Origin of the sequence: Flavobacterium sp. ACN2 (assembly GCF_002303885.1) — a bacterium.
Classification (GTDB): Bacteria; Bacteroidota; Bacteroidia; order Flavobacteriales; family Flavobacteriaceae; genus Flavobacterium.
Genome location: NZ_MRCM01000007.1, coordinates 79174 through 103975 on the forward strand (window position 1 = coordinate 79174; position 24802 = coordinate 103975).

The 24802-nt window shown below is 33.4% G+C and carries 26 protein-coding genes; 12 read left to right on the top strand and 14 right to left on the bottom strand.

Annotated features, from left to right (window positions below):
• Positions 1-235 precede the first annotated feature (235 nt).
• From ffh to BSF41_RS10240, 6 genes are all read left to right on the top strand, one after another.
• Complete coding sequence (gene ffh, locus BSF41_RS10215) at positions 236-1600, top strand: signal recognition particle protein (RefSeq protein ID WP_095929402.1); 1365 nt, start codon at positions 236-238, stop codon at positions 1598-1600.
• 137 nt (positions 1601-1737) lie between these two features.
• A complete protein-coding gene (locus BSF41_RS10220) occupies positions 1738-2625 on the top strand; it encodes a bifunctional 5,10-methylenetetrahydrofolate dehydrogenase/5,10-methenyltetrahydrofolate cyclohydrolase (protein ID WP_095929403.1) in 888 nt (295 codons plus the stop codon).
• A 219-nt stretch (positions 2626-2844) separates the two neighbouring features.
• Complete coding sequence (locus BSF41_RS10225) at positions 2845-3771, top strand: magnesium transporter CorA family protein (RefSeq protein ID WP_095929404.1); 927 nt, start codon at positions 2845-2847, stop codon at positions 3769-3771.
• Between the two features lie 300 nt (positions 3772-4071).
• Entirely contained in the window at positions 4072-4686 is a 615-nt protein-coding gene (locus BSF41_RS10230; RefSeq protein WP_095929405.1) for a hypothetical protein, read from the top strand.
• Between the two features lie 4 nt (positions 4687-4690).
• The gene (locus BSF41_RS10235) at positions 4691-4981 is read left to right on the top strand and encodes a transcriptional regulator (protein WP_095929406.1); all 291 of its coding nucleotides are present in this window, start codon (positions 4691-4693) and stop codon (positions 4979-4981) included.
• A 60-nt stretch (positions 4982-5041) separates the two neighbouring features.
• Positions 5042-6433 (top strand): DUF4173 domain-containing protein, encoded by a 1392-nt coding sequence (locus BSF41_RS10240; RefSeq protein ID WP_095929407.1) that lies wholly within the window; start codon positions 5042-5044, stop codon positions 6431-6433.
• A 46-nt stretch (positions 6434-6479) separates the two neighbouring features.
• On the opposite strand, the gene rluF is transcribed toward BSF41_RS10240, so the two are convergent.
• The 3 genes from rluF to BSF41_RS10255 form a co-directional block, all read right to left on the bottom strand.
• Positions 6480-7313: a 23S rRNA pseudouridine(2604) synthase RluF gene (rluF, locus tag BSF41_RS10245; protein ID WP_095929408.1), complete on the bottom strand. Its 834-nt coding sequence runs from the start codon at positions 7311-7313 to the stop codon at positions 6480-6482.
• A 115-nt stretch (positions 7314-7428) separates the two neighbouring features.
• Complete coding sequence (locus tag BSF41_RS10250; protein ID WP_371611125.1) at positions 7429-7692, bottom strand: antibiotic biosynthesis monooxygenase; 264 nt, start codon at positions 7690-7692, stop codon at positions 7429-7431.
• A gap of 96 nt (positions 7693-7788) precedes the next feature.
• Positions 7789-8940 (bottom strand): cytochrome P450, encoded by a 1152-nt coding sequence (locus tag BSF41_RS10255; protein WP_095929409.1) that lies wholly within the window; start codon positions 8938-8940, stop codon positions 7789-7791.
• A 74-nt stretch (positions 8941-9014) separates the two neighbouring features.
• On the opposite strand from BSF41_RS10255, the gene BSF41_RS10260 reads away from it, so the two are divergent.
• Positions 9015-9695, top strand: coding sequence for a helix-turn-helix transcriptional regulator (locus tag BSF41_RS10260; RefSeq protein WP_095929410.1), 681 nt, complete (start codon positions 9015-9017; stop codon positions 9693-9695).
• A gap of 206 nt (positions 9696-9901) precedes the next feature.
• Here the strand turns inward: BSF41_RS10260 and BSF41_RS10265 are convergent, their stop codons facing one another.
• From BSF41_RS10265 to BSF41_RS10275, 3 genes are all read right to left on the bottom strand, one after another.
• Positions 9902-10777, bottom strand: coding sequence for an alpha/beta fold hydrolase (locus tag BSF41_RS10265; RefSeq protein ID WP_095929411.1), 876 nt, complete (start codon positions 10775-10777; stop codon positions 9902-9904).
• 172 nt (positions 10778-10949) lie between these two features.
• Positions 10950-11729 (bottom strand): zinc ribbon domain-containing protein, encoded by a 780-nt coding sequence (locus tag BSF41_RS10270; RefSeq protein WP_095929412.1) that lies wholly within the window; start codon positions 11727-11729, stop codon positions 10950-10952.
• Between the two features lie 3 nt (positions 11730-11732).
• The gene (locus BSF41_RS10275; RefSeq protein WP_095929562.1) at positions 11733-12827 is read right to left on the bottom strand and encodes a Nif3-like dinuclear metal center hexameric protein; all 1095 of its coding nucleotides are present in this window, start codon (positions 12825-12827) and stop codon (positions 11733-11735) included.
• Positions 12828-12937: 110 nt separating this feature from the next.
• Between BSF41_RS10275 and BSF41_RS10280 the strand changes: the two genes are divergently transcribed.
• From BSF41_RS10280 to lpxK, 3 genes are read left to right on the top strand one after another with little or no spacing between them, the layout of a single operon-like run.
• Positions 12938-13183, top strand: coding sequence for a DUF2683 family protein (locus tag BSF41_RS10280; RefSeq protein WP_095929413.1), 246 nt, complete (start codon positions 12938-12940; stop codon positions 13181-13183).
• A complete protein-coding gene (locus BSF41_RS10285) occupies positions 13165-13446 on the top strand; it encodes a Txe/YoeB family addiction module toxin (protein ID WP_095929414.1) in 282 nt (93 codons plus the stop codon). The genes BSF41_RS10280 and BSF41_RS10285 overlap by 19 nt, the downstream gene beginning before the upstream one ends.
• A 4-nt stretch (positions 13447-13450) precedes the next feature.
• A complete protein-coding gene (gene lpxK, locus BSF41_RS10290; protein WP_095929415.1) occupies positions 13451-14473 on the top strand; it encodes a tetraacyldisaccharide 4'-kinase in 1023 nt (340 codons plus the stop codon).
• A 24-nt stretch (positions 14474-14497) separates the two neighbouring features.
• On the opposite strand, the gene BSF41_RS10295 is transcribed toward lpxK, so the two are convergent.
• The 3 genes from BSF41_RS10295 to lipA all read right to left on the bottom strand — a co-directional run bounded on the left by BSF41_RS10295 (position 14498) and on the right by lipA (position 18646).
• The gene (locus BSF41_RS10295) at positions 14498-16669 is read right to left on the bottom strand and encodes an ATP-binding protein (protein ID WP_095929416.1); all 2172 of its coding nucleotides are present in this window, start codon (positions 16667-16669) and stop codon (positions 14498-14500) included.
• A gap of 26 nt (positions 16670-16695) precedes the next feature.
• Complete coding sequence (gene gap, locus BSF41_RS10300) at positions 16696-17694, bottom strand: type I glyceraldehyde-3-phosphate dehydrogenase (protein ID WP_095929417.1); 999 nt, start codon at positions 17692-17694, stop codon at positions 16696-16698.
• An 85-nt stretch (positions 17695-17779) separates the two neighbouring features.
• Positions 17780-18646, bottom strand: a complete 867-nt coding sequence (lipA, locus tag BSF41_RS10305; RefSeq protein ID WP_095929418.1) for a lipoyl synthase — start codon at positions 18644-18646, stop codon at positions 17780-17782.
• Positions 18647-18843: 197 nt separating this feature from the next.
• On the opposite strand from lipA, the gene BSF41_RS10310 reads away from it, so the two are divergent.
• Together BSF41_RS10310 and BSF41_RS10315 are read left to right on the top strand one after the other, a co-directional pair.
• Entirely contained in the window at positions 18844-19719 is an 876-nt protein-coding gene (locus BSF41_RS10310) for a M48 family metalloprotease (protein WP_095929419.1), read from the top strand.
• Between the two features lie 199 nt (positions 19720-19918).
• Entirely contained in the window at positions 19919-20791 is an 873-nt protein-coding gene (locus BSF41_RS10315; RefSeq protein ID WP_095929420.1) for a M48 family metalloprotease, read from the top strand.
• Between the two features lie 52 nt (positions 20792-20843).
• Here the strand turns inward: BSF41_RS10315 and BSF41_RS10320 are convergent, their stop codons facing one another.
• From BSF41_RS10320 to BSF41_RS10340, 5 genes are all read right to left on the bottom strand, one after another.
• Positions 20844-21224, bottom strand: a complete 381-nt coding sequence (locus BSF41_RS10320) for a PH domain-containing protein (protein ID WP_095929421.1) — start codon at positions 21222-21224, stop codon at positions 20844-20846.
• Positions 21225-21286: 62 nt separating this feature from the next.
• Positions 21287-22024, bottom strand: a complete 738-nt coding sequence (locus tag BSF41_RS10325) for a DUF4184 family protein (RefSeq protein ID WP_095929422.1) — start codon at positions 22022-22024, stop codon at positions 21287-21289.
• Between the two features lie 100 nt (positions 22025-22124).
• Complete coding sequence (locus BSF41_RS10330; RefSeq protein WP_095929423.1) at positions 22125-22943, bottom strand: energy transducer TonB; 819 nt, start codon at positions 22941-22943, stop codon at positions 22125-22127.
• A gap of 157 nt (positions 22944-23100) precedes the next feature.
• Complete coding sequence (locus tag BSF41_RS10335; protein WP_095929424.1) at positions 23101-23652, bottom strand: RNA polymerase sigma factor; 552 nt, start codon at positions 23650-23652, stop codon at positions 23101-23103.
• Positions 23643-24749 (bottom strand): glycosyltransferase, encoded by a 1107-nt coding sequence (locus BSF41_RS10340; RefSeq protein WP_095929425.1) that lies wholly within the window; start codon positions 24747-24749, stop codon positions 23643-23645. The genes BSF41_RS10335 and BSF41_RS10340 overlap by 10 nt, the downstream gene beginning before the upstream one ends.
• Between the last annotated feature and the right edge of the window lie 53 nt (positions 24750-24802).

Sequence of the window (24802 nt, forward strand, 5' to 3'; positions counted from 1 at the left end):
GATTCTGCAGATTTTTTAGCAGATTTTATTTTTTAGATTTTAAATAATAATAATCTGCGCGAATCTGCTTAAATCTTTTTAAATCTGCGTGAAAAAACTTTGCGACTTTGCGAGCAAAAAAACATAGCGTTCTTTGCGTAAACCTTCGTGCACTTTGCGGTTAAATTGCGCTTAAATAAAAATTGCCTGAAATATCTAATTAGATTATCTTTGCACTTCATATAAAGAAAATGATATGTTTGATAATTTAAGTGATAAGTTAGATAAAGCGTTCCATATATTAAAAGGACACGGTAAAATTACAGAAGTAAACGTTGCCGATACCTTAAAAGAAGTTCGTCGAGCATTACTTGATGCCGATGTTAACTTTAAAATTGCTAAAGATTTTACCGCTAGAGTAAAAGACAAAGCAATTGGTCAGGATGTATTAACAACATTACAGCCAGGACAATTATTGGTTAAGTTAGTAAAAGACGAACTTACTGAATTAATGGGTGGAGACGTTGCTGGTGTGAACCTTTCAGGAAATCCAACAGTGATTTTGATGTCAGGACTTCAAGGTTCTGGTAAAACGACTTTCTCTGGAAAATTAGCTAACTTCTTAAAAACAAAGAAAAACAAGAAACCACTTCTTGTAGCGTGTGATATCTACCGTCCAGCGGCGATTAACCAGTTACATGTTGTGGGAGATCAAATAGGTGTTGAGGTTTACTCTGAGCCAGAAAATAAAAATCCTGTAGAAATTGCTCAAAACGCAATTAAACATGCAAAAGCAAACGGATTCAATGTTGTTATCGTCGATACAGCAGGACGTTTAGCCGTAGATCAAGAAATGATGGACGAAATTGCTCGTGTTCACAAAGCAATTCAGCCACAAGAAACATTGTTCGTTGTAGACTCTATGACAGGACAAGACGCTGTAAACACAGCAAAAGCTTTCAACGATATCTTAAACTTTGATGGAGTTATCTTAACGAAATTAGATGGTGATACTCGTGGTGGAGCTGCACTTTCAATCAAATCGATTGTAAACAAACCAATTAAATTTGTTGGTACTGGTGAGAAAATGGAAGCAATTGATGTTTTCTATCCAGAACGTATGGCAGAGCGTATCTTAGGAATGGGAGACGTTGTGTCTCTTGTTGAAAGAGCTCAAGAACAATTTGACGAAGAAGAAGCAAGAAAACTTCAAAAGAAAATCGCTAAAAACGAATTCGGATTTGACGACTTCTTAACGCAGATTCAACAAGTAAAGAAAATGGGTAACATGAAAGACTTGGTTGGAATGATACCAGGTGCTTCAAAAGCCATGAAAGATGTTGAGATCGAAGATGACGCTTTCAAACATATCGAAGCGATCATTTATTCGATGACTCCAGGAGAAAGAAGCAAACCAGCGATTATCGACGTAAAAAGAAAAGCCAGAATCGCAAAAGGTTCGGGAACTAAAGTCGAGCAAGTAAATCAGCTGATGAAACAGTTTGACCAAATGAGCAAGATGATGAAGATGATGCAAGGCCCAGGCGGAAAAAATCTGATGAAAATGATGGGAGGTATGAAAGGGATGCCGGGTGGTATGCCAGGAGGAATGCCGAAATAATAAAAAGAGTTTCAAGTTTAAGGTTTCAAGTTAAGAAACCAAAACTTGAAACTTTTTTAATTCAATAAATAGTAAGTTTCAACAATAACATGAAACTTGAAACTTGAAACAAAAATTAAAACCTGAAACAACACACAATGCAACTACTAGACGGTAAAAAAACATCTAACGACATTAAAAACGAAATTGCAGCCGAAGTTCAATCAATAAAAGTAGCTGGAGGAAAAGTGCCTCATTTAGCAGCCGTTTTAGTAGGTAATAACGGAGCAAGTTTAACTTACGTAGGAAGTAAAGTAAAATCATGCCAAGAGATTGGTTTCGATTCAACTTTGGTTGCTTTACCAGAAACGATTACAGAAGACGAATTATTGGCTAAAATTAAAGAATTGAACGAAGATGATAATCTTGATGGATACATCGTTCAGTTGCCTTTGCCAAAACATATCGACGAGCAAAAAATTTTATTAGCAATCGATCCAGACAAAGATGTTGACGGATTTCACCCAACTAACTTTGGAAGAATGGCTCTTGAAATGGAAAGTTTTATTCCGGCAACACCATTCGGTATTATGGAATTGCTAGAGCGTTACAAAGTAGAAACGGCAGGAAAACATACAGTCGTAATTGGAAGAAGCCATATCGTAGGACGTCCAATGAGTATTTTAATGAGCCGTAAAGGAAATCCAGGTGATTCTACAGTTACGCTAACTCACAGCCGTACAAAAGACTTAGCAGAATTCACTAAAAACGCCGATATCATTATTACAGCTTTAGGAGTTCCAGAATTCTTAAAAGCCGATATGGTCAAAGAAGGAGTAACCGTTATCGACGTTGGAATTACGCGCGTAGACGATGCATCAAATCCAAAAGGATACGTTATCAAAGGAGATGTTGATTTTGACGGAGTAAGCAAAAAAGCTGCGTTTATTACACCAGTTCCAGGTGGAGTAGGGCCAATGACAATTGCAATGTTGCTTAAAAATACTCTTTTAGCGAGAAAAATAAGAAGCGCAAGAAATAAATAAAAATTGCGTCAAAATATAGTTGCAAAGCCTGTTCGATCGAACGGGCTTTGTCTTTTTAATATATAATTAATAGTTTAAAGTTTTGGTTCTTAAAAATAAAGGATACTTTTGCACCACTTAAAAAACACTTCTCCAAATGGACGATTATTATTCGTTAGTATTTAATTAAAGCAGCTTTTGAAATTTTCAAAATGCTGCGCTAAAAACCTGTATTTTGAAATGAAAGCCTTTTACACAAACAACAACGGATTGGTAGAAATCCAAAAATGGACTTCAAATTGCTGGATTCACATCGAATCTCCAACAGAATCAGATAAAAACTATTTAGTGGATGAACTTCAGGTTCCTGAAGCTTTTTACAATGATATTGAGGATATCGACGAAAGACCCCGTATCGAAATCGAAGACGGCTGGACACTTATCATTATGCGTATTCCAGTTAAAAGTGGCGATATCAAAATTCCTTTTCATACCGTTCCTCTCGGAATCATTTTTAAAGATGATATCTGTGTGACCATCAGCTTTTATAAAACAGAAATCATTGCCGATTTTGTGTCGTATTCACAACGTAAAAACATCGAAATTGAAGACAATTTCAACCTTGTACTAAGATTGCTTTTGTCGTCAAGCGTTTGGTATTTGAAATATCTAAAACAAATCAATCATAAAATAAAACTTGCCGAGGATAACTTAGAGAAATCGATCAAAAATGAAGAATTGCAAGCCTTGCTTCAAATCGAAAAATGTTTTGTATTCTTCATCACTTCCCTAAAAGCAAATGACGTTTTATTTCAAAGAATTAAAAATCTAAAAGCCCACAAAGCCAATTACGACCCAGAATTATTAGAAGATGTCGAAATCGAATTAAATCAGGCCCAAGACACAGCCAATATTTACAACAACATCTTAACAGGAATGATGGATGCCTACGCTTCTGTAATTTCAAACAATATGAATACAATCATGAAACAGATGACTTCCATTTCGATCATCTTAATGATTCCAACCCTAATCGCCAGTTTGTACGGAATGAACGTGCCAAACGGCCTAGAAGAAAGTAAGTACGGAATCTGGATTCTACTTTTAGTCTCTATAATTCTATCTACTTTCGGAGTTCTTCTATTCAAAAGAAGAAGATGGTTTTAATTCAAAATTTCAAAATAGTAAAAGCCTGTTCGTTAAGAATGGGCTTTTTGTTTTTATAATTTGGGCGTGACCCCGACCCGTTGAAAGGGCAAACATACTTTACGCTTATGCGCCCTATCAACGGGTCGGGGTCGGGCTATCCGCGCTACTTCGGTAGCCAGCTCCTATCCCTCACGCAACTTTACGGAGAGACCTAACAGGTTTTTAAAACCTGTTAGGTCTTACTTAAATAAAAAAATCACTTTTTTTATTTGTCAATTCAAAATAAATAATAACTTTGTAACGCAAAGTACTTTAATTATGAATCAAAAGCACCAAGAAGATTTAGCACATATTCGTTCCATGATGGAGCGCTCTTCACGATTTATATCATTAAGCGGACTTTCGGGAGTTTTCGCAGGTCTTTCGGCTTTAATTGGCGGAATCTATGTTTACCAGCTTTTTAAAGCAAACGGAATGGATTATCTAAATGATGAGCATAGATTATATTCTACCAATCTGGTTTCAGAATTATTCTGGATCGGAATCACAATTTTAGTATTTGCATTTGCATTCGGAATCTTTTTTACCATTAGAAAAAGCCGAAAATACAATTTGCCAATCTGGACTTCAGCAACAAAAAAGATGTTGTTCAATCTAGCCGTTCCGCTTTTAGCTGGTGGAGTGTTTTGCTTAGCAATGATGTACCACGGTTACTTTGGTTTAGTGGCGCCATCGACATTAATATTTTACGGATTAGCCGTTATAAACGCAGAAAAATATACATTTTCAGATATTAAATATCTAGGTTTTTCGGAACTGATTTTAGGATGTATTGCACTTTTTAATATAGGATATGGTTTGATTTTCTGGATTATCGGATTCGGGATCCTACATATTGTATACGGATTAGTGATGTTCAAAAAATACAAATAACCCAATGGGAATTATTGATAAACTAAATAAAGATTTTGAAAGCCGTGTCAGACTGGGTATAATGTCCGTTCTGATGGTTAACGACTGGGTAGATTTTACCGAGATGAAAGCGCTTTTGAATATCACCGACGGTAATTTAGCGAGTCATTCCTCTGCGCTTGAAAAAGCAGCTTATATCGAAGTGAAGAAAGAATTTGTGGGCAAAAAGCCAAAAACCTCTTATCAGGTAACCGATCTGGGGCGTGCAGCTTTTAAAGAGCACTTATCGTACCTTGAAAAATTAATGAAATCATAAATAACGCTATTTTTTTACCTAAAAACTTTGAATTACAAAGTACTTTTAAATTCATCAATCATGAAAAAACATCAAATTATCTTAGCCTGTACAGCGGTTTTTATACTGCTTTTTTACAACCAATCGGTAGGAATCAATATTTCTATTTTCGGTGTAGTTCTTACGCTCTTGATTAGTTATTTCTTTCAGGAAAAGTTTGTCGACAGATCGCATTTAGTTCTTGTAATGACGTCTATCTTGTCTTGTTTCGCCTTTGCATGGTACGGAGATGCAGCATCATTTTTTGCTTTAGCTTTATCCATTTTATTTTTACAATTTAAAACACAAGATGGAGAACTTAAAATGATTCAGGTTTTCCCTCTAATAGTCTTAAACGGATTTACTTCTATTGGCAGAATATTCATTTTTAAACAATGGCTTCCAGAACGCAAAATCCACAATGATTTTGCTAAAAAATTAATTGCCTTTGTTCTTATTCCAATTATTTTTCTCGGATTGTTTTTTATCGTGTATTCTTTCGGAAGTGATCATTTCTCTTCATTATTTACAGATTACGAATTAGATATTAATCTTCCACAATTAATTGCAATGTGCATTTTAGGATTCTATATCTCGTTCAGTTTTTGGAATTATTGGGTTCCAGACACTTGTTATGAGTACAATCCGAAATTAAATAATGATTTCAGCAATATTTCTGAAATAAAAAATCAAAGTACTTTTTCATTTTTAGATCTTGATTTCGAAAGGAAAAGTGGCGCAATTACTTTATTTCTTTTAAATATCATGCTACTAGTTTTTATAGCAACCTACAATTACGAACAGTTTTTTGAAGTAGTTGAAAAAACAAATCTAAGTTCTGATACGCACGAACGCGTAAACGCCGTAATTTTTTCAATCTTAATGGCAGTAGGGGTAATCTTATTTTATTTTAAAGGAGGTTTTAATTTTGATGAAAAAGCATCTTCTTTAAAAACGCTGGCTAAAGTTTGGCTAGGGCTAAACGTGATTTTAATTATAAGCGCGATTATTAAAAACTCAGAGTATGTTTCTTTTTATGGTCTTACTTATAAAAGGTTAGGCGTGTATGCTTTTCTAATTTTAGCCATTATCGGATTAGTAGTTTCATTTCAGAAAATCAGCAAACAGAAAACAAATGCTTTTCTTTTCAATCAAATGCTTTGGTATTTCTACGGAACGATTCTTTTATGCAGTTATATAAACTGGGGCGGTTTAATTACGAATTACAATATTTCTGTAAACAAAGGCGTAGAGCCAATTTTCCTTAGCGGGTTAAATTTTAATGATGAAGCTCGACGAGAATATTTCAAAAAGAACAATTTAGACGGAAAATATGCAGAATCGGTCAGAGAAGAAATGATCTGGAATTATCAAGATGCTAGCTTTTTATCTAAAGCATTATATTATGATTTTTTGAATAAAGAAAAGAAATAGAACAAAATGAAAAATCCCATTCAGTTACTTGAATGGGATTTCTGTTTTATTTATTATCTCCTCTTTTTTTAAATCGAGGATCGTGTTTGGAGATATAATTTTTTCTTCTAGTTGGAGTTGCACTTGAATTCGAAGTTTCAACTTTAGGAAGACTCGCTTCTTCGGTTTTGCTAGAAGGCTCAATCAACTGATTTAATTCTTTTATTTCAGCATCTGTTAAATCTCTATATCTTCCAACAGGAACATCCAAAGAAATATTAATGATTCTAATACGTTTTAACGCCGTAACTTCATACCCCAAGTATTCAGACATTCTTCTAATCTGACGGTTTAATCCTTGCGTTAAAATGATCTTAAAAGTGTATTTGCTGATTTGCTCTACTTTACATTTTTTAGTAACCGTATCTAAAATCGGAACACCATTTCCCATTCTCTGAATAAAACGATCTGTAATGGGTCTGTCAACGGTAACGGTATATTCTTTTTCGTGATTGTTTCTAGCACGAAGAATCTTGTTTACGATATCACCATCATTGGTCATAAAAATTAATCCTTCGCTGGCTTTATCCAATCTTCCAATTGGGAAAATACGTTTTGGATAATTGATATAATCAACAATGTTATTTTTAACCTCTAAGTTGGTAGTGCATTCAATGCCAACTGGTTTATTGAAAGCCAGATAAACCAGTTTCTCGTTTTTTTCAACGATTAATTTTCCGTCAATACGTACTTCATCATCTGGCGAAACTTTAGTTCCCATTTCAGCCACAGCGCCATTTATTGTAACGCGTCCTTCTTCGATCAATTTATCGGCTTCACGACGAGAACAATAACCAGTTTCTCCTATAAATTTATTGAGACGTTTCAAATTTTCTTCCATACTGCAAAAGTAGGCAAAAGTTTAGATATCTTAGAATTTTAGAATTTAGACTTTAGATTTTAGATTTTTGAGAAAAAACTTAGAACCTTAGTAGCTTAGAATCTTAGCACCTTTTCTACGAATCATGAAAAACCGAACTATCACTCGGAGTTTCTTTTCGATCAAACATTCCATAATCACGAACCACAGTCGCAATTCGTAAATGATAATCTTTAAAAACTTCATTTCGACCTTTTGCCTGCGCGTGACGATGCATTTCCAGATTTCTCCATTGCTGAATACTTTCTTCATCTTTCCAAAATGATAAAGACAACACTTTTGAAGGATCGGTAAAACTTTGAAATCGTTCTATAGAAATGAATCCTTCAAATGGTCTAATTCTGGACGCAGACTTGCAGCGATGTCCAGATATTCTTCTTTTTTTCCTTCGTTAGGAATTACTTCAAAAATTACAGCTATCATATTTTTATTTTTTTTATTGTAATGAAATCCAGATATTCTTCGGTAATCTGGCATTTATCATGGGTTCGTATTGAATATTATTTTCTAGAATGGTAACGGTATTGAATTGATTAAATAAAAAACATAAAGCTTCGGTAGTTAAATGAATAGAGAAATGTTTAGCCAGACACATATGACCGCCAATTCCGAAAGTTAGATTTTCAGCATTATTATTTCTTTCAATGTCAAATTTTGATTCATTTTCAAACTTCTTCCAATCTCGATTTGCCGACGCAAGCACAACTAAAATAGGATCATTTTTTTTAATTAGGCTTTTGCCGATGTAAAAATCTTCCGTCGCAACTCGTCTTGTATTGTGAATGGGCGGGTCAAAGCGTAAAGTTTCTATTACCGATTTTTCAATTTCTGTTTTACTAGAAAAAGTTTTATTATTCAGAATCTGCAAGAGAGAATTGCTCAAAATTCCTCTTCCCGCATCAAAACTCTGAATAAACAATCCAATTAAATTGCTAATGCTTATTGTTTTAATTTCGTCAAGCGAAAGAGAATTTGATTCCGAAATTTTGGCTGATAAAGATTCATAAAAGTTTAATTGAAAAAGCTGTTTTTCTACGATTGAAAATATTGTTGCTGAAACTTCATTTATAGATTTTACTTGTTCTTCTGTTTTCTGCGGAAGCATTATTTTAACCATAGATTCTATTTGGTTTGCAATAAACTCACAATCCTTTTCTTCAAAATTAAAACTTTGTAAAACAACTAGAACTGGCAGTTTCTTGCAAACCGAATTTACCCAATCTATTTTGTTTTCAGCTAAATTGCTTTTTATTAATTGGGAAATAATTGAATTGATATCTACAGATTTCATTTTTGAAAACAACAACATTGCGATTTCTTTTGAAATTTTATGCTGAGTTCCGTTTGATAATCGTGTCAGATTATTTAAAATTTCCAATGCCTTTTTATTTAGTTTTTGTTCGTTATTTGGATTTATAACCGGAATTTCGGCTTTAGGATTTTTCAAAATAGAAACACAATCTTCATAAGAATATATTGCCCATATTTTATTGGTTTCATCCCAATAAACGGGATTGTTTTGCAACATGGTTTTATAGATCAAATAAGGATCGCTGCTTTCAGATTGAAGGAATAAAGTTGACTTCATGTGGAATGTTTTTAGCAAAGTTATTTAACTTTACAAGGCAATAGTTCATTCTGCACTTAACTATGAACATCTAAATGGAAGATCAATTTATAAAAACAGCATCCTTAATTGGAGATCCTACTCGCGCTTCAATTTTGTGGACTTTAATGGACGGAAGGGCTTTTACAGCTACAGAACTGGCAGTAAGCGTCAACACATCTCCGCAAAATATTAGTATGCATTTAGGGAAGCTTCTCGATGCCGATTTGCTTTGTGTAGAAAAACAAGGGCGTCATAAATATTACCGATTTTCAAATAAAGAAGTCGCATACGCGCTTGAAGCAATGGCAAGTTTAGTTCCGAAACCTGAAGTTGCTTCGAAAGGTAAAGCAGAAACTTATCCTCCAATAAAATTCTGCAGAACTTGCTATGATCATCTAGCGGGAAAGATTGGCGTGGCTTTAACGGATAGTTTATTGGAACAAAAAATAATTGTCAATCAAAATAACACTTTTGAAATAAGTTCAGATGGGAAAAAGTGGTTTTCAGATTTTGGAATTAATTTGGAAGAAGCACAAAAACAAAAACGAATTTTCTTAAAACCGTGCTTAGATTGGAGTGAACGTAGAAATCATATTGCCGGTTCAATTGGAACATTGCTTTTTAATAAAATGTTGAAAGAAGACTGGCTCAGAAAAACTGAAAATTCGAGAGCTATTACTGTTACTGGAAAAGGAGAGAAGGAATTGCTGAAGTATTTTAAGATTGTTGTTTAAAAATTTTAGATTGCAGATTTTAGATTAATAGATTTCACGCAATCTTGTCATTTCGACGAAGGAGAAATCTTCGTGAGAAGCTCGACAAAGATTGGGTTTTCGTTACGGAGTTACTTGCGAAGATTTGCTTCGCCTGTTCGCTATCGCTCGAGTCTCCTTCGTCGAAATGACAATACTGCCGTTTTTTAAGGGAAAAACTTAGTGCCTTAGCGACTTAGTGGCTCAGAACCTTCAGGCGAAAAAAGAAACTCAATCACTTTATCATACAATTCATCATCATGCATTCCGTGGCCTAAACCAGAAGTTTCAATAAACTGACTATTTTTCCAATTGCTTGCTATTTTTTGCCCTTCGGCGAAAGCCACAATTTTATCTGAAGTATCATGAGCAATAAATCCAGGAATAGTAAATTGGGAGGCAAATTTCTGTCCCGAAAAATCTTCCAATTTAAAATTGAAGTGGTCCAAGAATTTACTTTCTAAAAGAGAAAACATTTTGGTATTTAGGCTCAGCATTGAAACGTAATTGTCTATTAAAGTTTTTAACTCTGAAGGAGCTCCTAAAATTACCATTTTGTTGATGCTGGTATTCGGGAATAAATATTGATGGTAAACGCAAGCTGCGCCTCCAATCGAATGTCCGATAATAATTTCTGGCTGGTATTTTTCTACTGCTTTATTAATAAATTCGGCATAAAGCGGAACATTAAATTCTTTTCCGCTGCTTTGCCCGTGAGCTGGAGCGTCAATGGCAATAATAGTGCTTCCAGATTTTTGAAGGTGAGGTAATGTTTTTTTCCATCGTGCGGCATTGCTTTCCCAACCGTGCACTAATAGGATTTTAGTTTCATTTCCTTTCCAGATGTAGGTTTGAAAATGATGTTCGTTATGATGAAACGTTTCTGTTTCTGTGTGTCGCAAAACTTTCGGAAGTTCTTCTTTTTTTAATCGGCCAATTCGCGGTTGGCTAAAAAGAGCATAAGAAAGCTCCATTGCTTTTTTCGGACGCACATAACTCAAAAAATTAATATAAGATCCGACTGATTTTAATGTAATAAAACGAATGCCTTTTTTAATTCCCAAAACTTAAATTTTTTCTAAAGGTAAAAAATGTTTTGCCACAGATTAAAACGATTAAAAAGATTTTATTCAGCATAAGAATAATTTAATGTGTGTTATTCCTTTTATCCCGATTTCTATCGGGAGTAGCAAAAGTAAAGGCAAAAAAAAGTCCCGATTTAATCGGGACTTGATATTAGAATTTTGCGAACAATTGTTCCATTTTTTCTTTTTCTTCTTCAGCTAACTGAGTATCAACTAAAATTCTTCCAGAGTGCTCATCAGTAATGATTTTCTTTCTTGAAGCAATTTCAACCTGAGTTTGTGGCGGAATTGTAAAGAAAGATCCAGCAGAAGCTCCTCTTTCGATAGAAACTACAGCTAATCCGTTACGAACACTGCTTCTGATTCTGTTGTAAGCTGCTAATAATCTGTCTTCGATTTGTGAAGCAAATTCAGCAGATTTTTCAGTTAAGAAAGTTTCTTCTTTCTGAGTTTCAGCCATGATAGCATCTAACTCAGATTTTTTATGTTTTAAATGAGAGCTTTTAGCATCAAGTTTTTCTTTTAAATTAGAAATAACTTCTTTTTTGTGCTCGATAGAAGCTTTCATTTCTTTGATTTGCTTTTCAGCCAATTGAATTTCTAATTCTTGAAATTCAACTTCTTTTGTCAAAGAATTAAATTCTCTGTTGTTACGTACTGATTCTTGTTGTTTAGTGTACTTCTTGATAACCTCTTTATGCTCCTCAATAGCAATTTTCTTTGCTTTGATTTGCTCCTCAATCACTTCAAGTTCACCTTTCAGTTTTTCTGAACGAGTGCTCAAACCTGCAACTTCATCTTCTAAATCTTCAACCTCTAAAGGAAGTTCTCCTCTAACGTTTCTGATTTCGTCAATTCTAGAGTCAATAAGCTGTAAATCGTATATTGCTCTTAACTTGTCCTCAACACTTAATTCTTTCGTATTCGTCATATTCTATAAGTACTTAACTGGATTTGTATTTTCTTCCGATAAAATGATTGCAAAATTAAGAATTTTTTTTCGAAGATAATCAACAATATAATTTTTTGTATAGCGTTCGCTCTCAAAATGACCAATATCTGCCAAAAGTAGCTTGTTTTCAGCTTCATAAAACTGGTGATACTTCAAATCGGCAGTCAAAAAAGCGTCGGCTCCAGCCTGAATTGCATTTTTTATGGCAAAACTTCCAGATCCTCCCAAAACAGCAACTTTTTTTATTTTTTTACCTAAAAAAGCAGAATGACGAATTCCGTCGGCAATCATTTTTTCTTTTACAGAAACAAGGAAATCTTTTTCATCCATTTCAGTTTCAAACTCACCAATCATTCCTAAACCAATATTTTGGTGAGCATTCTTTAAATCGTAGATCTCATAAGCGACTTCTTCGTAAATATGATTCGCAAAAAGTGCTTTTAAAATTCTGGACTGAAGATGTTTTTCAAAAACCACTTCAATTTTAATTTCTTCTCCTGTATGCAGTTTTCCTTTTTCTCCAATTACAGGATTGCTGTCTTCATTTCCTTGAAAAGTAAAAAAACCTTGCGTGTTGAAACTGCAATTGTCATAGTTTCCAATTGTTCCAGCTCCAGCTTCAAACATGGCATTTCGAACTTTATCTGCATTATCTGGAACAGTGAAAGTGACTAATTTTTGAATGAAATTTTGTTTCGGAATCAAAACCTTAGTATTTGTCAATCCTAATGCATCGCAGAAAATTTTATTTACGCCTTGCGAATGATTGTCAAGTGCGGTATGAACGGCATAAATAGCAATATCGTTTTTGATCGCTTTTAAAATAGCGCGTTCTACATAATTTTTGCCTGTAATTTTTTTAATTCCAGAAAATAATATCGGGTGAAAACAAACGACTAGATTACAGTTTTTAGCAACAGCTTCGTCAATAACACTTTCTAAGGCATCATGACAGACTAAAACTCCCGTAGATTCGGTTTCAGAATCTCCAACTAAAAGTCCAACATTGTCAAAATCTTCGGCATAAGCCAAAGGAGCCATTTCTTCAAGAGCCGATATAATATTTTTGATTTTCATTTTCAGTTTTTTCCAAATTTTTGTTGGTAACAACTATTTATACTAATGGTAATAATAGTTGATACTAAAAGTACAAATTTAGTACATTTGTAATATAAAATTTATAAGTTATGACAACTATAAAAATTAACGAACGCACGAAGACAGGAAAAGCATTTATGGAAATGTTTGAAGCTTTCTTTAAAGGTCTTGATGGTATTGAAATTGTAGAAACGGATAGTTATGGACAGGTTAATGAGGAGCCAAGTATTTATAGTGCAGAATTTATTGAAAAAGTTAAAAAAGCAGAAGAGAATATTAAACAAGGAAAAACGACAAGATTAAATCCAGATGATATATGGGGAAGTATTTTGTAGAATTTGACGATATTGCTCGTAAAGATTTGAAAAGTCACTATAAATCAGGAAATAAAGCTACCATAAAAAAGATCGAAAAAATACTTTTGGAACTAACTGAAACCCCTTTTTTTGGAGAAGGACAACCAGAGGAATTGAAGTATAGTCTTAATGGATATTGGTCTAGAAGAATTAATCAAAAAGATAGAATGATTTATCGGGTAGAAGAAGATATCGTAACCGTTATTATAGTTTCAGCAATGGGACATTATTCAGATAAATAATTCTATGAACTTACTTCGAAAAATACTTTTCCCTTTCGCCATTTTATACGGATTCATTACTTCGATCCGTAATTTTCTTTTTGATAAAGGGATTCTAAAATCCACTTCGTTTGATATTCCAGTAATTGCGGTTGGAAATCTTAGCGTTGGCGGTACTGGTAAAACACCTCAAATAGAATATTTAATTCGTTTATTATCTGATAAATATAAAATTGCCACTTTAAGCCGCGGTTATAAAAGAAAGTCAGAAGGTTTTGTTTTGGCTAATGAAAATTCGAATGCCGAAATTTTGGGAGATGAACCTTTTCAGTTTTATCAAAAATTTCAAAATATAATGGTTGCTGTTGATGCCAATCGTACAAACGGAATTCAGCAATTACTTTCTCAAAACGAACAGCCAGAAATTGTTCTGTTGGATGATGCCTATCAGCATAGAAAAGTAAAAGCTGGTTTTTATATTTTACTGACTTCTTATGGTGATTTATATGCAGACGATTTTATGCTGCCAACGGGGAATTTGCGTGAAAGCAGGAGCGGAGCAGAAAGGGCTAGTATAGTAGTTGTTACAAAATGTCCTAAAATTTTAACAGAAGAAGAACAAACTGAGATTAGATTAAAATTGAAGTTGAAAGGCAGTCAGAAAGTCTTTTTTACTTTTATAGACTACGATATGATCATTTATGGTAAAAACGAAAAAATTGCCGTTAGTGAAATCAAATCAGAACCAAAACTTCTTTTAGCTGGAATTGCAAAACCAAAACCATTTTTTGACTACCTAAAAAATGAAAGTGATGAATGCTTGACTTTTCCAGATCATCATCATTTTTCTGATGCAGATTTAAATTCAATTCGAAATAAAGCAAACGGAAGGAAAATAATCACCACCGAAAAAGATTATGTGAGATTGAAAGACTCAGAGTTAGTAGATCAATTGTATTATTTGCCAATAAAAAGCTCGTTCATCAATCATCAGCAAGATTTTGATGCAACGATTTTAGAGTATGTAAAAGAAAACTCAAAATCTTAGCATCTCAGAAACTTAGTTTCTCAGTTAATCAAAAAACTTAGCAATAGTAGTGTAGAAATCGTCTGGTACAAAAGGTTTGGTAATTACGTCATCCATTCCAAAAGAAAGAAGCATATCTCGGTTTTCGTCAAGCGAAATAGCTGTTAAAGCAATAATTGGAGTCGCTTTATCAAATTCGCGAATCAATTTGGTAGCTGTCGTTCCGTTAATTCCAGGAAGATGAACATCCATTAGAATCATGTCGAAGCGTTTAACTTTTAAAAGTTCGACAGCATCTTCTCCATTGTCAACAATTTCGCAAGTTATATTTTTGTTTTCCAACATTTTGCGAGTGATCATTTGATTGATCTTGTTGTCCTCAATCAATAAAATAGATTTGTTTTTCAATTGTTTGTCATTATAAGGTTTTACTTCTTCGATTACTTCCAATGGTTCATTATTGATTTTGAAGTTTAACTTGAAGGTAAATGTAGAACCTTTACCTACTTCACTTTTTAATTTTATTTCGCCTCCTAAAAGTTCTATTAATTTTTTTACAATTGTAAGACCAAGACCTGTTCCTCCATATTTTCTGTTTACTTCGATAGAACCTTGAGAAAAGCTCTCAAAAACAGATTGAAGTTTGTCTTCAGGAATTCCGATTCCAGTGTCGACAATTTCGAAATAAACCGTTGCATTTTCTTCTTCCTGAGAATACAGTTTTGCGATAACATTTACGTGGCCGTTCTGAGTAAATTTTAAAGCATTGTTGATTAAGTTTAGTATAATTTGAGATAATTTAGTTGGATCTCCAATTAGATTGTCAGGAATGGTTTTGTCTATCTCTAGGTTGAAGTAATTCTTATTAGCGGTTGCCAATTCTTTTAATGAACTTTGAATGTTAAAAAGCAGTTCTTTAAGATTAAAACTGATATTTTCAATTTCGACTTTAGTCGAATCAATTTTGTTGATCTCTAAGATTTCATTGATAAAAGTGGTCAAATAATTCCCAGAGAATTTTAAAGATTCTAAGTATTTTAATTGTTTTTTCTTCGGTTTGTCTTCCAGTAGAATATGGGTAATTCCGTTAATTGCATTCAAAGGTGTCCGGAGTTCATGGCTTACTGTAGACAAAAATTCAGATCTTGCTTTTGATGCTTTTTCTGCTTTGTTTTTGGCCAGAATCAATTCTTTGTTTTTTTCTCGAAGCAATAAATTGTTCTGGTTTCTGATGATGTTGTTTTTGTATAGCGCTAAACTCAAAAGAGATAAAATCGAAATCAAAGCAATTGCCAAAATACTAACCAATTTAGAATAGCGATATGTTTTGAGTTGAAATTTTTCTTCGCTTTCTTTCTTAATTGTGTTGCTTAAAGATTGATTTTTTTTGAACTTTTGAAATTCATCCAAATCAATTTTGGCATTTTTTAGTTTTAGCATATAATTTTCCAGCTGATAATGCTCGTCTAGGTAGGAATATGCCAGATCATAGTTTTTATTTTGCTTGTAGTATTGACTTATGGCTAAAACGATTTTCGATTTCTTCGGAAAATCATTGATTTTGTCATTGTAATCTAAGGCTTTATTAAAATATATAATTGCCGAATCATTTCTTTTAAGTTGGCCTTCAATTAAACCAAGCTGATAATAGGTATCTACTTTGGTTTTTATAATTGCATTGTTGTCTGGTTTTTTAGTGATCGCTTTAAAAGTCTTTAGTGCCGATTTAAGATCGTTATTGGTTTTAAATGCTAAAGCTTTCTGATAATTTAATATTTCTGCGTTGTCATTGATGTTCAGATTTTTAAGTAAATCTTTGGCTTTTGTGTAATAAACGTTAGCTGTTTTGTAATCGCCTTTTGCGGTATTTGTTACGCCAATATAATGCAATGCCAAAACTTTTGTGCAGCTTGGTTTTAAAGTGTCAAATAAAGAAACCGTTTTATGAAAGTTTTTTAAAGCGTCTTCAAATTTTTTCTGGTTGTAATAGATTTTTCCAAGCTTAAAAGTCTGATTGGCCAAATTCTCTTTTTTGCCATTTTCTTCACAGAAATTAATCGACTTTTCGGTGTAATAAACCGCCTGATCAAACTTTTTATTGTTAAGGTTAGAATTAGCCAGCTTGTTATAATAGGTAACACTATCTGTATTCTTTTTAGCTTGAGAATACAAAAATGAGTTAAAAAAACAAACAACAATAAAAAGATAGTATTTCATGTATGGCAATGCTATTACAATGAATCTTATTTTTTTCTTATCAGTAAAATTAAATCGATCAATCTTGATGAATAGCCAATTTCGTTATCGTACCAGCCTACAACTTTTACCATTTTATCGATAACCGAAGTTAGCTGTGCATCAAATAAACAAGAATTTGTATTGCCAATTACATCAACCGAAACAATCGGATCTTCGGTATAATCTAATATTCCTTTTAAATTTGTCTTTGAGGCTTGTTGGAATGCTTTATTTATTTCTTCAATGCTCACGGCACGTTTTACATTGAAGGTTATGTCTGTTAATGAACCGTCTGGAACTGGGACTCTAATACCACAACCGCCCATTTTATTGTGCAATTTAGGAAAAATTTTTGTTAATGCCTTAGCTGCACCTGTAGTTGTTGGAACAATCGACTGGCTGGCACCTCTCGCACGGCGTAAATCCTTATGAGGCTGGTCATGAAGACTTTGGTCTGTCGTGAAAGAATGTATAGTAGTAATGTAAGCTTGCTCAATTCCGCACAATTCTTCGATAATTTTGATCATCGGAGCAGCATTATTCGTTGTACAGCTTGCATTAGAAACTATATCTTCGTTTCCATCCAAAATATGTTCGTTTACACCAAGAACTACCGTTTTGATAGTGTCAACTTCTGATGGAGCCGAAAGAATTACTTTTTTTGCTCCAGCTTCCAGATGCGCATTTAATTCTTCATGCGTTTTATATTTACCTGTCGATTCAATCACAATATCAATCGAATGCGATTTCCAGTCTATGTTTGAAATGTTTTTTTCATGAAAAAAGAAAAAATGCCTTCCGTCTACAATGATACTATTTTCGTCATGACTTACTTCGGCTTTCAAAACACCGTGAATACTGTCATATTTAATTAAATGCGACATGGTTTTGTTGTCTGCAATATCATTTATAGCAACGACTTCGATTTCGGGGTGATTTAAAAGCAATCGGAATAAATTTCTTCCAATTCTCCCAAATCCATTAATAGCAATTCTTGTTTTCAATTATTCGGTTTATTCGTTTAATTGGTTAATCGTTTAATTGTTTCAAACCGTTAAACGTCTTTGCGATTAAACGATTAACCTAAATTTATAAAATATGTTTTTGTGCTTTATATGAAGAACGAACAAGAGGTCCACTCTCAACATGTCTGAAACCTAAATCAAGACCAAATTTTTCATATCTGGCAAATTGTTCAGGTGTAATAAATTCTTTTACAGGAAGATGTTTTTTACTTGGTTGTAAATACTGTCCAATTGTTACAACATCAACATTTGCATTTCTTAAATCTGTCATAGTCTGGAAAACTTCTTCTTCAGTTTCTCCAAGACCAAGCATAATTCCAGATTTTGTTCTGTTGATTCCTTTTTCTTTCAGATAACGAAGTACTTCTAAACTTCTGTCATATTTAGCTTGAATACGAACTTCGCGAGTCAAACGTCGTACAGTTTCCATGTTATGCGAAACAACTTCAGGATTTGCTTCTACAATTCGATCAAGGTTTCTTTCAATTCCTTGAAAATCTGGGATCAAAGTTTCAAGAGTAGTTTGAGGGTTCATTCTTCTGATGGCTCTCACGGTTTCCATCCAAATGATAGAACCACCGTCTTTAATATCGTCTCTGTCAACGCTAGTGATTACAGCATGTTTGATATTCATGATTTTAATAGAACGAGCTACTTTTTCAGGCTCATCCCAATCTACCGTTTCTGGTCTGCCTGTTTTTACACCGCAGAAACCGCAAGAACGCGTACAGACATTTCCTAAAATCATAAAAGTTGCTGTTCCTTCACCCCAACATTCGCCCATGTTTGGACAGCTTCCAGAAGTACAAATGGTATTTAAACTATATTTATCAACTAAACCTCTAAGTTCAGTATATTTTTGTCCGATAGGTAATTTTACTTTTAACCACTTTGGTTTTGTGGTTTGTATATTTTCAGTGACTGTTTCCATATATCAATGTTCAAAGTGCAAAGATACGGAATGTAGTTTATTTTGAGATGTTTATTTGCTTTTCCTTTGCTTTTTCGAATTTGCTTTTTTTTAAATTTTTTAGCGTATACCTTAATCTATTGCAAATTTGTCTTTTTGGGATACTGCAGAAAAAAAAGGGAAGCTAATTTTACCCGATACTTTAAAAGATTAAGGACATGAAAAAGAAATTTGTTGTATTAGGAGTTTTAATTGCAATCTTAGGTCTTACTAAAATGAATGCACAAGAGAGCTCAGATAAGAAAGAATTATCGCTTTTAGATAAAACTATGTTAGGATTTACTTTTAGTGACGCCGATGCAGTAGCTATGGCTCAAAAAGGAATTACAGAACTAGATGCAAATAATCCGGTGGCTGAAGCGACAGATGGTTATGCAATTCGATTAAATCGCTTATTTGGAAAACATTCTTCTAGTGAGGGCGTTACTTTGAATTATAAAGTTTATTTAGTAAAAGACATAAATGCTTTTGCTTGTGCGGATGGAAGTGTTCGTGTATTTGCAGGTTTAATGAATATTATGGACGATAATGAATTACTGGCAATTATTGGGCATGAAATTGGCCATGTGGTAAATCATGATAGTAAAAATGGAATTAAAGCATTTTATAAAAAAGAAGCTTTATTGCATGCGGCGGCATCACAGTCGGATATTGTATCTACTCTTTCAAAATCTGAATATGGAAAATTAGGAAGTGCAATGATTGATAGTGGGCATAATAGAAAACAAGAGTCTAAAGCAGATTCTTTTGCTTACGATTTTATGAAAAAAAATGGTTACGATGTTAACGCTGTAGAGTCATCTTTTAGAATTCTACAAAAAATAAGTGAAGGAGCAGACTCATCTTTTATTTCAAGAATGCAGAGTTCTCATCCAGATCCAGGAAAAAGGGCTGATGAAGCCAAAAAAAGAGCAACAAAAGATGGTTTATATCATGTTTATGAGCAACAGAAAATTGTCAATACAGCTCCAGTAAATGCTACAAAAAAGACAACCACAGCAACAAAGAAAACAAGTACAGCAAAAAAGAAATAAGTTATACATTATTCAAAACCGGTAAATCTAAAGAGTTTGCCGGTTTTTTCTTTTTAGGATAGAAGCAAAATCCACTATATATTGATTATCAGCTCATAAAAATGTTATATCTTTATTTGTTGAAAAACAAGTTTTGTGTGAAATTAAAAAAGCATTTTGTTATGCTACATTTGTTGTTAAATTGTAATTATAAAAAAATATGAAAAAGAAATTTATAATAGCGGGACTTTTATTTACAGCATTTGGTTTGACTAAAATGACTGCACAGATTAATTTTGGAGATAAGGCGATTGGTGCAGTTCAAAAAGGAGTTACGGGTTTTACTTTTAGTAATGCCGATGCGGCAAAATTATCTAAAGAAGCGGTAGATAAATTAGATGCCGAACATGAAATTGCTGGACCAACTGACGGTTACACTTTAAGATTAAATCGTGTTTTTGGAAAACATGCTTCTGGTGACGGATTTACTTTAAATTATAAAGTATATAAGTTGAAAGAAGTAAATGCTTTTGCAACTGCAGACGGAAGCGTTCGTGTATATTCAGGTTTAATGGATATTATGGATGACAATGAATTAATTGCTGTAATTGGGCATGAAATCGGACACGTAGCAAACAATGATTCGAGAGATGCTATTCGCGCGGCTTATCAAAAAGAAGCTTTAATGGATGGAGCAGCTTCTCAGTCTGCAACAGTGGCGACAGTTACCGATAGTCAGCTTGGAAAAATTGGAAGCGCAATTATTGATAGTAAATATAGTCGTAAACAAGAATCTGAGGCAGATTTATTTGCTTACAATTTCATGAAGAAAAATGGTTACGATGTAAATGCTGAAGAATCTGCTTTTAGAATTTTGGCAAAAATGAGCGAAGGGTCACAAGCTTCGTTTATTGATCAAATGATGAGTTCGCATCCAGATTCACAGAAAAGAGCAGATGAAGCTAAGAAAAGGGCAGAAAAAGATGGTTTGTATAAACCTTATGTGCAACAAAAGATTGTAAATACAGTTCCAGCAGCCACTACAACTAAAAAAGCAACAACTGCTAAGAAAACTACAACCAAAAAGAAATAAGAGTTGTGTGTAATCATAAAAAACAAACCCGGCATTTTGCCGGGTTTGTTTTTTATCCTAATACATGAAAAGCAAGAATCTTTTGCACTTCATAAACATTAACCGATTTATTGAATTGTTTTACAATACTCGGATGTTGTTCGCTTGAAATCCAGATTTTTAATTCGGCATCCAAATCAAAAGTTCCAGCTGTTTCTACACTAAAACGAGTAATGCTTTTATAACCAATAGATTTGTATTCTGTTTTACTTCCTGTAATTCCTTGTACATCAACCAAGATTAATCGTTTGTTGGTGAAAATAAAAGTATCGCGAATAAGTTTAAAACCCATTTCGATTTCTTCATTTGCCGTCAAAAGCTGTCCGTATTTTTTAATTAAATCTTCTTGACTTACTGAACCTGCATTGCCAAGAATTGCTGAAAATATTCCCATTATTCTGTTTTAATTTAGTTAAAATGATTTCAGTTTTGAAGGAGTAAATGTAGTCGATTTTGTTAATTTTTTTGGTTTGATTTAAATTTAATTATTAACGGAACAACTGTTATGGCCGTTAAGAAGGATGCTATAAAAGTGACAATTAAATTTCCAATATTTAAAGCTTTTGGATCTAATGCAAATCTCATTAATAAAATCGTAGCGGTAAATAAAACAACAGCACTCCAATACAGTTTATTAATAGCGGTTTGGGGATAAGAAACTTTTGGAAGTTTAGAGAAAGCATATACTATAACACTAATTCCAAAAAGAGTGCTTGAATGCTGAGCTATTTTCCAAAACGGAATTTCTACTCCAAATATTGATAAGGTGTTTTGAAAAGTATCAAATTGATGAACAAAATAACCATGTTTATGTGTAAAAGCATCCCAGAAAATATGAGAAAATATTCCAACCAATAAAGAGATTAAAACGATAAGCCAATTTTTTTTAAAATAAACATTCCAGTCAAAATCTGTAAAAATTAGAATTCTGTTTTTTATAAAAAATGGAAGATTTTGAAACAAGAGATTTCTAGTTAAATTATGGAAAAGAAAAGTTAGTAAAAGAGCAAAAGGCAAATCAAACCAGAAAACACCATTTAGAGTATGGCTGTAATCGCTTTTGACTTTCATGCGGAGAAAATATTCGAAATCAGGAGTAAGGCTTCCGATTACTAAAGCTGTTAAAGAAAACCATGATTTTGGTAAATATCTTAACGGAAGAATTATTGCAGGATGCGAAAATGTAAAAGGCATTAAAGTTGAATTTTAATTAGATAGGGTTTGATAGATGAATTAAATGTAAACAAAAAAGCAGAACCTAAGTTCTGCTTTTTCACTTTTCAAAATATTTATATTATTCGACTTCTGTTTTTATTGTGATTGGAAGATTGTATGCAGTTCTAACTGGTTTTCCGTCTAGAACTCCTGGAGCCCATTTTGTTTTTAATGATTTCAAGACTCTAATAGCTTCTTTTCCTACTCCATAACCAGGATCATTTTTTACCATAATGTCTGTAAGCGATCCGTCTTTTTCAACTACAAACGATACATACACTCTTAATGTTTTTTCTACATCAAGTTCTGGTCTGCGGAAATTGTTTCCAACATACTTGTAAAACTGCGCGATTCCACCTGGGAATTCTGGAAGCTTATCCAGAACCGCAACAGAAACAGGATCGTTTGTTGGCGGTGCAACCGAAGCAACATCTCCATTTCCTCCAGAAGAAGGCATTGTATTAATTGCAGGTCCATTTCCAGTTGTATTGTCTGTAGCAGGTACATTTTCTGTATTTGATGCAATATTTTCAACTGCCTCTTGTGTTCTCGCTACTACAGGATTTGTTAGCTGTACCGCATCTGTTTTTGGTGCTGAACTCTGTTCAACCATAGGTGCAGGCGGAGCTGGCGGTGGTGGCACAACAATAGGATCTACGGGGATAACCGTAGGTTTGTAGATTGTTGGTTCTGGCTCAACTTCAACAGTTGAAGACGTAATTTTGCTAATAAGTACAGGTGCACTTCCTAAAGCCGTTATTAACAATAAACCCATAAAGAGAGCTGTAACAGAGTTTTTGGAATTCTCCTGACGTAGCTGATAAGCGCCGTATTCTTTGTTTTTGTTCTCGAAAACAAGATCGGTCCACTTGTTTTCATAAATGCTTAATTTAGACATAATTTTTGGGTTTTAAGGTTAAGTAACTTTAAATCATACGCAGAAAAGGTTTAGGTTTGAGCTAACAACGTAAAAGTTGTAGTTTTAGTATTATGGAAATCTGTTTATTTTAAGAATAAAACGAGTAATTATTTATTCTTTATTTAAAGATAATAAATTATCTGTTACGTTCGATAATTTCGGCTAATAATTTTTTAGCTCGCAAAAGTTTCACTTTAACGCTACTTAATGGTTCGTTTATCTTAACGGCAATTTCCTGATAAGACATTTCCTGAAAATAACGAAGCTGAATTACTTCTTGGTAGTGTGGTTTAAGTTCTTTGATGCATAGAAGCAGACGAGAAAGATTCTGTTCTTTAATTAAAGCATCTTCTGCAGATGGAGTAGGGTCGGCAATGTTGTATGCCTGCTGGTCTTCGTTGTCTGTGATTTCTATAAAAAGATTGGTCTTCTTTTTTCGAAGCAAATCAATATAGACATTTTTTGCAATTGCAATAAGCCAGGTGTTAAACTGAAATTCTGAATTATAAGAAGCTATTTTATCAAAAGCTTTAGAGAAGGTTTCTATGGTAATATCTTCTGCGGTGGTTTCGTTTTCGGTTCGTTTGAGCATAAACGAATACACTTCATTCCAATAATGATCTAATAAAAAAGTAAAGGCGATCTGATCGCCTTTTTTTGCTTTTTCTATTTTAGAATTTATTTCCAATATACGGGTTTTGAAAAGATATTAGTTATAAAGATATTAATTTGCGTTAATATAAGCGCTATCTCAACAACTGGAAACCAAATTTTAATATCTTTTTCTTTTAATTTTCCTGCTGAAAATCCAATTACGGTCCATACAACGGTATAGCGTGTCGCTAAAATTGCTAATACGGCAATCCATTGGAATTGAAATGCTAGTAATACAATAACTAATAAAAAGAAAAATAATTGTGAAATGAAGAATAATCCTAACTGCATTTTATCAAAGAACTTGTAATGTTCTGCGGTAGAAATATGTCTTCTTTTCTGAGTAAACCATTCCTTGTAAGTGGTCTTAGGTTTTGAATAGGTAAAACTTTCAGGGGTATAAGAAATAGTCGTGTTTGTTTTATTTGCGGCCTGATTAATGAATAAATCGTCATCGCCAGAACGAATCTGAATGTGGTCAATAAAACCATTTACATTAAAAAACTCTTCTTTTTTGTAAGCAAGATTTCTGCCGACTCCCATATAAGGAAGTCCCATTTTTGCCCAAGAAAAATATTGTATTGCTGTTAGGACAGTTTCAAAGCGAATAATTTTATTTAAAAACGAACGTTCTACTTTTTCGTAACCTCCATATCCTAAAACGATTGTTTTGTTCATAGTAAAATGAGAAGTCATAGAAGTAATCCAGTCTTTTGAATTTGGGAAACAATCTGCATCTGTAAAAAGCAAATAATCTTTCTTTGCCGCTTTTATTCCAAGCGTTAAAGCGTATTTTTTATTTCCCCAGAAAGCCTCGTTATTTTCAACTTTTACCAAACGGATATTAGAGAATTCTTTTTCAAATTCTTCAAAAACTTCAAGAGTTTCATCGCTAGATGCATCGTCAATTAAGACAATTTCAAAATCTGGATAATCTTGCTGTGCCAAAAGCGGAATGTATTTTTTTACATTCTCTTCTTCGTTTTTAGCGCAAACGATTACAGAAACTGGAAGATTTTTAGGCTTAATGTGCTGTGGTTTAGCAAAAGCAAATTTCCCAAAGACTCCTAAATAATAAAATAATTGAACTACGACAATAGCAATAAAAAAGTAAAATATGTATATAAGCATCTGATTTATTTGATTCTATTAATTTTCACGTTCTGCGACTGCAAATGTACTTA